The 11,350-nt window shown below is 42.9% G+C and carries 13 protein-coding genes; 11 read left to right on the top strand and 2 right to left on the bottom strand.

Annotated features, from left to right (window positions below; translation table 11 throughout):
• The first annotated feature begins 129 nt into the window (after window positions 1-129).
• Genes DHBDCA_RS04995 through DHBDCA_RS04980 form a run of 4 tightly spaced genes read left to right on the top strand, consistent with a single transcriptional unit; the run spans window position 130 to window position 3,813 of the window.
• Window positions 130-1,158: a 3-deoxy-7-phosphoheptulonate synthase gene (locus DHBDCA_RS04995; protein WP_015043085.1), complete on the top strand. Its 1,029-nt coding sequence runs from the start codon at window positions 130-132 to the stop codon at window positions 1,156-1,158.
• A gap of 19 nt (window positions 1,159-1,177) precedes the next feature.
• The gene (locus DHBDCA_RS04990; protein ID WP_015043084.1) at window positions 1,178-1,822 is read left to right on the top strand and encodes a class II aldolase/adducin family protein; all 645 of its coding nucleotides are present in this window, start codon (window positions 1,178-1,180) and stop codon (window positions 1,820-1,822) included.
• Between the two features lie 20 nt (window positions 1,823-1,842).
• Window positions 1,843-2,982: a GGDEF domain-containing protein gene (locus DHBDCA_RS04985; protein ID WP_015043083.1), complete on the top strand. Its 1,140-nt coding sequence runs from the start codon at window positions 1,843-1,845 to the stop codon at window positions 2,980-2,982.
• Window positions 2,983-3,015: 33 nt separating this feature from the next.
• Window positions 3,016-3,813: an inositol monophosphatase family protein gene (locus DHBDCA_RS04980; RefSeq protein WP_015043082.1), complete on the top strand. Its 798-nt coding sequence runs from the start codon at window positions 3,016-3,018 to the stop codon at window positions 3,811-3,813.
• Window positions 3,814-3,857: 44 nt separating this feature from the next.
• Here the strand turns inward: DHBDCA_RS04980 and DHBDCA_RS04975 are convergent, their stop codons facing one another.
• A complete protein-coding gene (locus DHBDCA_RS04975) occupies window positions 3,858-5,384 on the bottom strand; it encodes an FAD-dependent oxidoreductase (protein ID WP_015043081.1) in 1,527 nt (508 codons plus the stop codon).
• A 131-nt stretch (window positions 5,385-5,515) separates the two neighbouring features.
• On the opposite strand from DHBDCA_RS04975, the gene DHBDCA_RS04970 reads away from it, so the two are divergent.
• The 7 genes from DHBDCA_RS04970 (at window position 5,516) to ybaK (ending at window position 9,794) form a co-directional block, all read left to right on the top strand.
• On the top strand, window positions 5,516-6,253 hold the full coding sequence (locus tag DHBDCA_RS04970) for an EcsC family protein (protein ID WP_015043080.1): 738 nt from the start codon (window positions 5,516-5,518) through the stop codon (window positions 6,251-6,253).
• Between the two features lie 95 nt (window positions 6,254-6,348).
• Window positions 6,349-6,621 carry a putative signal transducing protein gene (locus tag DHBDCA_RS04965; RefSeq protein ID WP_015043079.1) on the top strand — a complete coding sequence of 91 codons (273 nt, stop codon included), beginning with the start codon at window positions 6,349-6,351 and terminating at the stop codon, window positions 6,619-6,621.
• Window positions 6,622-6,712: 91 nt separating this feature from the next.
• On the top strand, window positions 6,713-6,934 hold the full coding sequence (locus tag DHBDCA_RS04960) for a tautomerase family protein (protein WP_015043078.1): 222 nt from the start codon (window positions 6,713-6,715) through the stop codon (window positions 6,932-6,934).
• Window positions 6,935-6,952: 18 nt separating this feature from the next.
• Window positions 6,953-7,798, top strand: coding sequence for a DegV family protein (locus DHBDCA_RS04955; RefSeq protein WP_015043077.1), 846 nt, complete (start codon window positions 6,953-6,955; stop codon window positions 7,796-7,798).
• Between the two features lie 211 nt (window positions 7,799-8,009).
• Window positions 8,010-8,519: an HD domain-containing protein gene (locus DHBDCA_RS04950; protein ID WP_015043076.1), complete on the top strand. Its 510-nt coding sequence runs from the start codon at window positions 8,010-8,012 to the stop codon at window positions 8,517-8,519.
• Window positions 8,520-8,819: 300 nt separating this feature from the next.
• The gene (locus DHBDCA_RS04945; protein WP_015043074.1) at window positions 8,820-9,269 is read left to right on the top strand and encodes a Fur family transcriptional regulator; all 450 of its coding nucleotides are present in this window, start codon (window positions 8,820-8,822) and stop codon (window positions 9,267-9,269) included.
• A 48-nt stretch (window positions 9,270-9,317) separates the two neighbouring features.
• A complete protein-coding gene (ybaK, locus tag DHBDCA_RS04940) occupies window positions 9,318-9,794 on the top strand; it encodes a Cys-tRNA(Pro) deacylase (protein WP_015043073.1) in 477 nt (158 codons plus the stop codon).
• 95 nt (window positions 9,795-9,889) lie between these two features.
• Here the strand turns inward: ybaK and cls are convergent, their stop codons facing one another.
• Window positions 9,890-11,347 carry a cardiolipin synthase gene (gene cls / locus DHBDCA_RS04935; protein ID WP_015043072.1) on the bottom strand — a complete coding sequence of 486 codons (1,458 nt, stop codon included), beginning with the start codon at window positions 11,345-11,347 and terminating at the stop codon, window positions 9,890-9,892.
• Between the last annotated feature and the right edge of the window lie 3 nt (window positions 11,348-11,350).

Raw genomic sequence — 11,350 nt, 5'->3', positions numbered from 1 at the left:
AAAAAGGATCAGAATGTACTATAATTCCTAATATAGTCAATATTATCATGGCATGGAAGCACACGATTTTGGCATATCCATTTTACCGGCCTTTATTAGTGAAGAGTGATACAAAAGGAGAATGCAGTTATGAACATGAAATATATTAAAAAAATACCAACGGCCGAGGAGATTATTGAACAGATACCTTTACCTGAACATATAAAAAAAATAAAACGGGACAGGGACGAGCAGATTAGCCATATTCTAGAAAACAAAGATAACCGCTTTATTCTGATCATCGGACCCTGTTCGGCGGATAATGAGGACTCGGTATGTGAATATATTGGAAAGCTCGCTGTCATGCAGGAAAAAGTCAAGGATAAGATATTGATAATCCCGCGGATCTATACCAACAAGCCCCGTACTACGGGGGAAGGCTATAAGGGGATGGTCCATCAGCCCGACCCGAGCAAAGAACCCGATTTATGCGAGGGGATTATAGCCATCCGTAAGCTCCATATCCGAGCCCTGTCGGAATTCCATATGCCGGCAGCTGATGAAATGCTTTATCCGGAGAACTACACGTATCTTCTCGATGTGCTGGGTTACATTGCAGTTGGTGCCCGCTCTGTGGAGAATCAGCAGCACCGCTTAACCGTCAGCGGCGTATGTACACCGGTCGGCATGAAAAACCCGACGAGCGGGGACATAACGGTTATGCTGAATTCGATTTATGCCGCTCAGCAAGGGCATCATTTTATCTATAACGGCTGGGAAATAGAGACATCCGGTAATCCGCTTGCACATGCTATCCTAAGAGGGGCTGTGGATTCCTCCGGGAGAAATATCCCGAATTATCACTATGAGGATTTAATCTATGCCGCCTACGAATATGAAAGGCTCCAGCTGGCTAATCCAACAATCATTGTGGATACCAACCATGCCAATTCGATGAAACGCTTCTATGAACAGCCTCGGATCGCGCGGGAAGTTCTGACAAGCAGAACGTATGACCCGCTGTTGAATAAAATGATTAAAGGACTGATGATTGAGAGCTATCTGGTGGAAGGCAGGCAGGAGATCGGAACGAATATCTATGGAAAATCCATTACCGACGCCTGTCTGGGATGGGAGAAAACGGAAGAATTAATTTATAAAATAGCTGAAAATGTTTGAGCTTGGGGGATTAAGAACCATGCTTTTGGAAGAACAAAGGAAACAGGTCATTGATATTGCCAGACAGACCCTTCAGTCCGGGTTAATTATGCGGACGATGGGAAATTTCAGCATGCGGGACTCGAAAACAGGCTATGTATGTATAACCCCGAGCGGGATGGATTACTCTGTGGTCAGACCGGAAGATATAGTTGTGATGGATACGCAGCAGATTGTGATCGATGGCAGCCGAAAACCTTCGATCGAAAGCGGGATGCATTGTCTTGCCTACCAGGAAAGACCGGATGTGCTCGGTGTTTGTCATACCCATTCCTGCTTTGCGACAGCCTGGGCCTGTGTGGAGGAACCTTTTCCGCTGGTCTTGGCCGAAATGGCTGCTGTGCTGGGTGGAAAACTTGAAACGGCCCCTTTTTTCCCGATGGGTTCCGAGGAGCTGGCTAAGGCTACGATCCAGACCCTTGGCATACAAAATGCTGTACTGATGAGCAATCACGGCCAGTTGACGGTAGGTCCGACGCTCGACAAAGCCCTGGCCAATGCGCAGCTTGTCGAAGAGGCTGCCAAGATTGCCTGCTATGCAGTCAGTATTGGAAAACAAAAAGTGATTTCTCCCGGGCAGGCCAATTTGCTTCAGCAGTGGATCTCGGAAAATTACGGACAGTAGAGAACAAAAGAGGGAAAACAATGAAGGTAAACCAAACGAACATGATAAACCGTTTCGGTGAATTTAAAGATAAAAAATTAGAGAAGGAGTACGAACAGTCCGAGTTTACTGTTTTATTTAAATATCTCCGGCCAATCGTGCTTCTTCTGGGAATCTTATATTTCCTCTTTGTTATTCCGGACTTCTTTTTTGTAAGGAACCCGAAAGCATTTCAATTGATATTTCTGGTAAGAGCCGTCTATTTGATCCTGATAGGTATATTTTTTTTCAGGATGAAATCCATAAAAAAGTATTCAACGTTGTGTTTTTGGGTTACGCTCTATGAAATAATGGCGTCCGTTGTATTTATTTTTGTCTTTTACCAATATGAATCACCGAGTTTTTTTATTCAAGCCTTTGGTATTATCGCGATTATTTTAGCGGTTTGTTTAGTCCCGAACCGTTGGATCAATATGATCATGATCTCCGTATTTACTGCGGTCACTTTTTTTGCTGCTTCGATCTATTTCTTGGAGCAAATGGATGCTTCGGATTTTTCCGCGGTAATTTTTTATATCTTATTAGTGACGGCCCTGAGCAGTAGCGCTTCATTTAGGACCCACCTTTTTAAAAGAATCCATTTCCTAAACGGCAGAGATCTGATCCAACTGTCCATTAGAGATCCGTTAACCGGGATCTATAACAGGCTGAAATTTGATGATGAGCTTGATAAATGGATCTCCTATGCGAAAAGATATCCTTGTGATGTTTCACTTATGATTTTCGACATTGACTATTTTAAGAAAATTAACGATTGCTTTGGACATTTAACTGGGGATAAGGTTCTGACGGAGGTCACGGATCTGGTCAGAGGAATGATAAGAGAAACAGATATCTTCGCCCGCTGGGGAGGCGAGGAATTCGTTATTCTGCTACCGAATACCCATAAGAGTGAGGCTGTGGAAATAACAGAAAGAATAAGAAAGAGGATATCAGACTATGATTTCACTTCCGGCCATCTAACCTGCAGTTTCGGAGTAGATTCTTGGCGCAAGGAAGAAGAACGGGACAGTTTTGTGCAGCGTGTTGACACGCTATTGTTGAATGCCAAGGAGATGGGTAAAAACAATGTACAAAGTGACGATGTCCATTTAAACAAGCCAACATTGCTCACTGAATGAACACGGTCATTCGACCATCATAGGAGGAAAGATATGTCAGACTTTGAAAATATTTTGGGTAATGTTAAAACCTGGGTAAGAGAAGTCGGTAATCTTCAGAAAAAAAACTTCCGCAAGGAGAATCTTTATATCGAAACGAAGTCGACAGAAGTAGATTTGGTAACGGAGGTCGACAAGCTTTCGGAAGATTATTTTCTGAAAGCGATTCAGGATAAATATCCCAGCCACAGTATTCTGTCTGAGGAATCCGGGGTGCATCAGAACAAGGATTCGAATTATCTATGGATTATTGATCCGCTGGATGGAACGACGAATTACGCGCAGGGTCTGCCGGTCTTTGCGGTATCGGTGGCACTTCAATATAAGAAAAAAACGGTTCTGGGCGTTGTTTATTTGCCGATGCTGGATCTGCTTTTTGAAGCGGTGGTCGGTCAGGGAGCCAGCCTGAACGGCAAAAGAATAAGCGTTGCCGCTAAATCCAGGTTAAAGGAATGCCTGCTGTCTACTGGTTTCCCATATGACCAGTCTGAAAATCCGGACAACAATACGAACTATTTTGCATACTTTGTGCCTAGATCGAGGGGGATGCGCAGAATCGGCTCCGCAGCCTATGACCTTGCCAATGTGGCCGCAGGAATCATTGACGGCTATTGGGAACTGAATCTAAGTCCCTGGGATGTTGCCGCGGGCATTCTGCTTGTTGAGGAAGCAGGCGGGAAAGTCGCGCTTCTTGAGAAAAAGAGAGGGATATCCCTGATTGCAGGGAATGAAAATATTGTTGGCCAGATATTTCAAGGAATGTCTTCGGTTGACCAGCAAGATATCAGTTGATGACTTTGAACCATTCAAAACCCTTGAGTAGAGGATTGCTGCCCTCACTCCTGAATGTGTTCTAATTTATTTTGCGCAGGACTGTCAATGATCTCACCCTCGTAGGTAAAACGGGATCCATGGCAGGGGCAGTCCCAGGATGCTTCAGCTGAATTCCACTGCAATTCACATCCCAGATGGGTGCAGGTCGTGTCGACAATATGCAGGGCCCCTTGCTGGTCGCGATAAGCACCTGCTCGTTGGCCGTCATGTTCGATGATTTTGCCTCCGCCTCTGGGAATTTCCGCTATGCCCGGGACGGATGACAGTTTGCCGGAAATCAGGTGTTTGGCGACGTTCAGGTTTTCCTGGACAAAGTTTTTGGCTGAGGCGACCGGCGTAAAGCGGGAAGGGGAATACACATTCATCCAGGGGCTGTAGCCGTTCAGGATCAGGTCCCGGAAAATAAGAGCGGCGGCCGTACCTGTGGTCATTCCCCATTTGCCAAACCCTGTAGCGACGTAGACATCAGGCGTATCGGTCGTGAGATTACCGATATAAGGGACTTCATCCATCGTCGTATAATCCTGTGTGGACCACCGGTAAGGGATATGCTCAACCTCAAAAAGCTGCCTGGCAAAATCTCTGAGTTTTAGGTAATGATTGCGGGTATCTTCTCCCTGCCCCGTCTTGTGATGTTCACCGCCAACAATTACCAAATTGTTTTCCTTGTCGTGTTGAGAACGTAGGGAACGGGTCGGGTCTTCAGCAGAAATATACATGCCTCCGGGATAATCTCCTTTGATTCTGACACCTAAAGCATAAGAACGTTCGGGATAGAGTCTCGTGAAAAATAAACCCATAGCTTCATAAAAAGGGTAGTGAGACGCAATAATCACCTTTGATGCAGCGATTCTTGCCCCGTTATCGGTAAGCACCAAACAAGGTGTGCCTTGCTGAATGTCAACAGCTTTGGTTTGTTCGAAAATATGACTGCCGTTTCCGGGTATTTCCTTAGCGAGTGCGAGCAAATATTTTCGCGGATTAAACTGAGCCTGGTCATCAAAACATACAGCGCCTTTAATCGGGAGCGGAAGAGGGATCTCTGACAGGAAAGAAGCCTTGATGCCGAAAAGATCAGCAATTTTCGCTTCTTCCATAATTTCCGGAACATACCGATCCTGCTGCGTAAAGACATAGGCGCTTTGCCGCATAAAATCGCAGTCTATGTTGTTATCCTGAATCAGTTCGGCAATCAACTGTAGGGCAATTTCATTGGCTTGCGCATACTGCCGGGTTTTTTCTTCCCCAAACTTTTTCTGCAGCTTAGCATAGATTAAGGAATGCTGTGAAGTAATCTTGGCGGTCGTATGACCTGTAGTCCCCTGAAGAATGCGGTCGGCCTCAAGGACAACCACCTTATAGCCTTCCTTTTTTAAAAGAAAAGCAGAAGTAATCCCTACGATTCCGCCGCCAATGACTGCAATATCTGCTTCAACATCCTCAATTAGAGCCGGATACTCGGTCCGGGGTGTCGAAGCCATCCAGTAAGACTGAGGCACTCTTCGGAAATCTGTCGGATAATTTTCCATCGGTTTATCCTCCTGAAAGTGAATAATCTTTGAATCTTACGGTATTATCTTTAGCAGTTGAAATAAAAATATCCAATGACCCGGCAATCGTGTAAAATAGTCTTATGATAAGCGACGAAGGAGATACATCGGTGGAAGCATATGATGTGAAGGCGCTCGCAGAACTGAAAAAATGGCAGAGAAAAATGACCAGGAACGCATCGCTGACCGACAGGGTAGCAAAAAATATTCAGAACAGAACGAACAGGCTGATTCCGGATAAAGCTCATGAAATCATAACAGCTGCGATCAAAAATATGGTGGGGGCTGTTTTGACAGGATCCGAATTTACGACAAGGGAACCGCTTAAAAATATTGACCTGAAGGAACGGGACAGACTTGCTTTGGCTAAAATCAGCGTCTACAAAAAAACGGCCAGTCTGGAAGGGGCGGGTACAGGAGCAGGCGGCATCTTGCTTGGATTTGCAGATTTTCCTCTGCTCTTAAGCATCAAGATTAAGTTCTTATTTGAGATGGCAAGCATTTATGGATTTGATATCAAAGATTTAAGGGAAAGACTATATATCCTTCACCTGTTTCAGCTGGCTTTTTCCAGCAGAGAGAAACGGATGCAGGTCTTTCAAAGAATTTTGGACTGGGATGAATACATTTACAGGCATCCGATTTCAATGGAAACAGTTGATTGGCGCACTTTTCAGCAGGAATACAGAGATTATATTGATCTCGCCAAACTTTTGCAGCTGGTACCTGTCATCGGAGCTTTTGTCGGTGCAGTAGCGAATTACCGGTTGCTTGGGGAACTAGGCGATACGGCTATGAATGGCTACCGTTTGAGATTATTAAAAGATAAGATGGATACTATGATCTGATTACAAAACCCGATGATTCAATTCGATTATGTTATAGATTAAATCATAACGGAAAATATACCGATATGAATTTGGCGCGGAAAAGGAGGATACGAATGAAGGAACCCACTGAACAAGATCGTAACGCTGAACTTGAAGAATGGATATTAATCACTGAAGCCGCGAATGAAATTGAGGCGGATATTATTGAATCGATCCTTGATTCTGAAGAGATTCCCTGCTATAAAAGGTACAATGAAGCTGGGGATTATCTTCGAATCTATATGGGGATGACCAATTTCGGTGTGGAAATCTATATCCCGGGAAATCTGAAGGAAAAGGCGGAAGGCCTTCTGAATTCAATGAATACGCAAGATGACCAGGAATAACAAATATTCTATGCGAGTTTTAAGATTTGTGTTATAACTTAGAGTGTGATAGATAATCATCATTCAATTTATTTCAAAGGGGGAGTTTATCATGCCGCATATCATCGTTAAATTATGGCCCGGACGAAGTGAAGAACAAAAAATAGCCTTAGCCGATAAAATGGCCGAGGCGATGACGGAAATAATGGGAATTCCCGATAAGAATATTTCGGTTTCTTTTGAAGAAGTAGCCAAGGAAAAGTGGACCGAAGAGGTTTATAATACCGACATCCTGGCCAAAGAAAGTCTGTTGTATAAAAAGCCGGGTTATTAATGTTTAGGAGTGGTGTGAATGCGGAAGGTTAAGATTATAACCGACAGTACCAATGACCTTTCAGCAGAATTGCTTCAAAAATATGATATTGATGTTGTTCCGCTGCATGTTGATTTTGGAGAAGAAACCTACCGGGATGGCATAGACTTAATTCCGGCAAGGCTTTTTCAGCTTGTGGAAGAAAAAAAGTTGCTTCCGAAGACGGCAGCTCCTTCACCGTATGCGTATGCAGAATGCTTTCGGGAATATTTTGATCAAGGGCAGGACATTATTGTGATCACCATTTCTTCTCAGATGTCCTCATCTTACCAAAATGCCGCCCTTGCTGCCTCGGAATTTCCACAGGGAAGAATCTGGGTAATCGATTCCCAAAACCTGTCTACAGGCATAGGAGCTTTGGTGATTACATCTGCCGAATATGCCCGACAGGGGCTCCAGGCGGAAGAAATTTCAGCAAAGATCCGGGATTCGGTTGCCAAGGTCCATGTGAGCTTTGTGATCGATACGCTGGAATATCTTTATAAAGGTGGCAGGTGCAATATTCTGCAGAACCTAATGGGTAGCGTCTTGAAAATCCGGCCGACCATCGGTGTAGAAAATGGGAAAATGCTTGTCGTTGATAAAGTGCGCGGAGAAAAGAAAAAGGCCTTGGATAAATTGATTGAGAATGCCAGGCGGGATTCTGTAGATTCAAAACAAATCTTCATCACCCACTCCCTGGGAAGTGAAGAGGAAGCCGTCTACTTGAAGTGCGCGTTGCAGGATATTTATCCGTATAAAGAAATTCTGATTACCAATGCAGGCTGCGTGATTTCCAGTCACTGCGGCCAGAAGACAATCGGTGTGATTTATATCAGAAAATAGAACACCCAAAATTATGGTGCTATTTAGCTGTTTAATCGTAATTACTTAAAAATAGTATTGCGTTATGCCAAATAATAATAAAGAAATTACAATTTTGACAAAACGTTTACGAAAATGTAACGAAAGTACTATTAAATTGTAACAAAAGACCATTGAAATCATGGTTTGTTTCTAATATAATAAGTTCTAGTTAATAAAGTTAGGAGCAATCATGGAAAAATTATTATTAAAGTATGATGATTATTTTCTTGCAGTAGCCAGACCTATTATCGAGCACAATGAATACCAGAAAATGAAAATGATCCCGCATCACCATGGCTCAGTCTTTGAGCATTCTCTGGACGTTGCTTACCTGTCTTATAAGATTGCCATGAAGTTCAGACTCGATGTCATTTCGACGATCAGAGGGGCACTTCTTCACGACTTCTACTTATACAAGTTTAAAAAAAGAGAAGACAAGAACCTGCTCGCAGAAAGCTACCGGCATTCACGCAATCATCCGAAGATCGCGGTGAAAAATGCGCAGAAATACTTTGAACTGAACAAAAAAGAACGGGATATCATTTCCAATCATATGTTCCCAGTCGGACTACCAAGAAGTTATGAAGCCTGGGTAACCACAATCGCAGATAAAAGCCTGGCGCTGACCGAATACACCACGAGAGTATATTGCTTTGCCTATCTGAAGCTGTATCTGCATCTGGTTCAAAAATCTGCTTAACGCGAATACATTAAAAAAATTTATACTTATAACTATAAAGTATTCAATAAAATCGAATTAAATAGAATCGAATTAATAAAATATATAAGAATCTAATAATAATCACTAATAATAATCACCATAATCGACGAAGAATGAAATCAACCCACCAGATTCAGAATGTTAACTAACCGGTTTGACCGGTTTTTCTGTTTTTGGGACAGAAATAAGCCCTGCTGAACAAAAGCCCGACGGTACGGTTGTTTTTGATGAAAGATATGGTAAAATCTGAATAGAACAAAGAGAACGGGGTGTTTTCTTATGACAGTCAAAGAGTTAAATCAGCTCTTAAAGGAAAAAGGCTATAAATTTACCAGCCAAAGACAGTATGTTTTTGAGGTAGTAACGGAAAACCAGGGAAAGCACCTGAACAGTCAGGAGATTTTCGAGCTTGTCCGTAATAGATTTCCCGAAATTGGTGTTGCTACCGTCTACAGGACGCTATCGCTGTTGGAAGCGATGGGGCTGATTTACGGTGTTGATTTTGAAGATGGATTCCGCAGGTACGATATCGTGAAAGATGACGAGGAACACCGGCACCACCATTTGATTTGTCTGGAGTGCGGAGCCATTAAAGAAGTCGAGGAAGATTTGCTGGGAACAATTGAAGAAAACATTATGAAGAAGAATAAATTCAAAGTGATTAACCACCGTGTTAAGTTTTATGGTTATTGCGAAAAATGTCTGGCAAAGATCGAACATGATCAATGATCATTAACGTAAAGAAATTATGATGTCATAAGGCATGGATGAGGAATAATGGCAGTAAATCAAAAAACAAACGTCGTAAGGATCCTTCAATCAAAAGAGATCCGGCATGAAGTCTATGAATATGAAGTGGAAGACGGACTGATAGACGCTGTATCCGTAGCCCGGAAGATGGGATTTGACCCGGAACGGGTATTTAAAACGCTTGTTACAACCGGAAAAACAACAGGGACCAATGTTTTCATTATCCCTGGAAATTGCGAGCTGAATTTAAAAAAAGCTGCCGAGGCAGCCGGGGACAAAAATATTGAGATGCTTAAATCTAAAGAACTTTTGCCGCTCACGGGCTATATTCACGGCGGCTGTTCCCCTATCGGGATGAAGAAGGATTTTCCGACCTATCTTGAGGAGATGGCCTCGGAATATGATTACATCATTATCAGTGCGGGAAAAATCGGGATGCAAGTGAAACTTGATACGGCGGAACTCGTCAAACTGACGGATGCCAAACTGGCTGACCTTGTATAGTTCAGTCGGCTTTCTACTTTCTAGAACCGGTTAGAACTTCTCAATTGAGAATTATCTGTAAGAGCATCCTGGTAAGAACAAATCTTTATACTTCGCTATAGTACCGGTGCCAGAAGTCGCGAAATGGACTCTTTAAACTTAATCAGACTGGAACGCTTCGCATATTTTTCGGGCGTCAGTTCGGTACATAAAAGCAGATCTTCATTATAAATTTTGCAGAGATTTTCCGAAATGCCGACATCATAAATAAATGCATTGACTTCAAAATTCAGTCGGAAGCTTCTGATGTCAAAATTCGCCGTACCGACAGAAGCTATTTTTTTATCGACCACGATGGTTTTCGAGTGCAGAAAACCGTTATTGTAGATATAGATCTTGGCCCCGGCTTTGATCAGTTCCCCGACAAAGGAATACGTTGCCCAGTAGACAAAAATATGATCCGGTTTGTTCGGGATCATTATTTTCACATCGACACCGGACAGCGCGGCAATTTTCAGAACTTCGAGGATACTGGAGTCAGGCACAAAATAAGGCGTGTGGATATAGATAGATTTCTTGGCAGAGTTGATCATTTTGATATAACCCTGCTTGATTTCTTCATGGGGAGAATCCGGGCCGGAGGAGACGATCTGAATACCGCTCGTTCCGACAACTGCTGGTTCAGGGTAATACTTTGCCGAATGCTTGATTTTTTCACCTGAAGCAACTTTCCAGTCGAGCAGGAATCTTGTCTGCATACTGAGAACAGCGGTTCCTGTTATTTTGAGGTGAGTATCACGCCAATAACCCATCTTTTTCTTCAGGTTGATGTATTCATTGCCGACATTGAAGCCGCCGATATAACCTATCTGACCGTCAATGATCACTAGTTTACGGTGGTTTCTGTAATTGAGCCTCAGGTTAATATAACTCAGAAATGAAGGGGAAAATTTTTCGACACTTCCGCCGGCATCAATCAGAGGCTGAAAATCATCCTTCCGCAGTTTGTTACCGAAGGAATCAACCAGTAGCCTGACTTCAAGGCCTTCTTTGGCTTTTTCGGTCAGAATTTTGATTAATTGCAGCCCCAACGAATCTCTTTTAATAATAAAATACAGAACGTGAATATGGTCTTTGGCTTCGAGGATCGTGCGAAAAAGGTCTTCGAATTTCTTTCTGCCGTTTATAAATATTTCTACGCTATTGTCCTGGGAAAAGAGTGCCTGGCTCTGAATCTGATGTAGCAGAATCATATCTTTGTAGTTTTCCATTGCTGGGTCATTAAAGGTCAATCTTCCAGACTGAAGATCTTCAATTTCTTTGTTTAAAAGCGCAGCATATTTCAAATGTTCCTCCGCTCCGAGTTGGAACATTTTTTTGCGCGTCAGATTCTGAGAAAACATAAAATATAGAATCGCTCCACCGGCGGGGAACAAAAATAAAACAAGAATCCAGGCCAAGGTGGAGGTTGGATTTCTTCTTTCTAAAAAAATAACGGTACAGGCCAGTAAAATATTGATAATATATAAAACGGTAACAACGTGGGAACTGAGTTCTGTAAAGGATAGTGTCATTAT

Source organism: Dehalobacter sp. DCA (assembly GCF_000305775.1).
GTDB classification, from domain to species: Bacteria; Bacillota; Desulfitobacteriia; order Desulfitobacteriales; family Syntrophobotulaceae; genus Dehalobacter; species Dehalobacter alkaniphilus.
The sequence above is the reverse complement of the archived record's forward strand: the minus strand, read 5'-3'. Positions and strand labels throughout refer to the sequence as shown.

Excerpts from the sequence above, each read along its gene's own strand:
- ybaK (WP_015043073.1), top strand. The coding sequence starts at position 9,318 with ATGGCAGTAAATCAAAAAACAAACGTCGTAAGGATCCTTCAATCAAAA.
- DHBDCA_RS04965 (WP_015043079.1), top strand. The coding sequence starts at position 6,349 with ATGAAGGAACCCACTGAACAAGATCGTAACGCTGAACTTGAAGAATGG.
- DHBDCA_RS04955 (WP_015043077.1), top strand. The coding sequence starts at position 6,953 with ATGCGGAAGGTTAAGATTATAACCGACAGTACCAATGACCTTTCAGCA.
- DHBDCA_RS04945 (WP_015043074.1), top strand. The coding sequence starts at position 8,820 with ATGACAGTCAAAGAGTTAAATCAGCTCTTAAAGGAAAAAGGCTATAAA.
- DHBDCA_RS04950 (WP_015043076.1), top strand. The coding sequence starts at position 8,010 with ATGGAAAAATTATTATTAAAGTATGATGATTATTTTCTTGCAGTAGCC.
- DHBDCA_RS04960 (WP_015043078.1), top strand. The coding sequence starts at position 6,713 with ATGCCGCATATCATCGTTAAATTATGGCCCGGACGAAGTGAAGAACAA.
- cls (WP_015043072.1), bottom strand. The coding sequence starts at position 11,347 with ATGACACTATCCTTTACAGAACTCAGTTCCCACGTTGTTACCGTTTTA.
- DHBDCA_RS04990 (WP_015043084.1), top strand. The coding sequence starts at position 1,178 with ATGCTTTTGGAAGAACAAAGGAAACAGGTCATTGATATTGCCAGACAG.
- DHBDCA_RS04995 (WP_015043085.1), top strand. The coding sequence starts at position 130 with ATGAACATGAAATATATTAAAAAAATACCAACGGCCGAGGAGATTATT.
- DHBDCA_RS04975 (WP_015043081.1), bottom strand. The coding sequence starts at position 5,384 with ATGGAAAATTATCCGACAGATTTCCGAAGAGTGCCTCAGTCTTACTGG.
- DHBDCA_RS04985 (WP_015043083.1), top strand. The coding sequence starts at position 1,843 with ATGAAGGTAAACCAAACGAACATGATAAACCGTTTCGGTGAATTTAAA.
- DHBDCA_RS04980 (WP_015043082.1), top strand. The coding sequence starts at position 3,016 with ATGTCAGACTTTGAAAATATTTTGGGTAATGTTAAAACCTGGGTAAGA.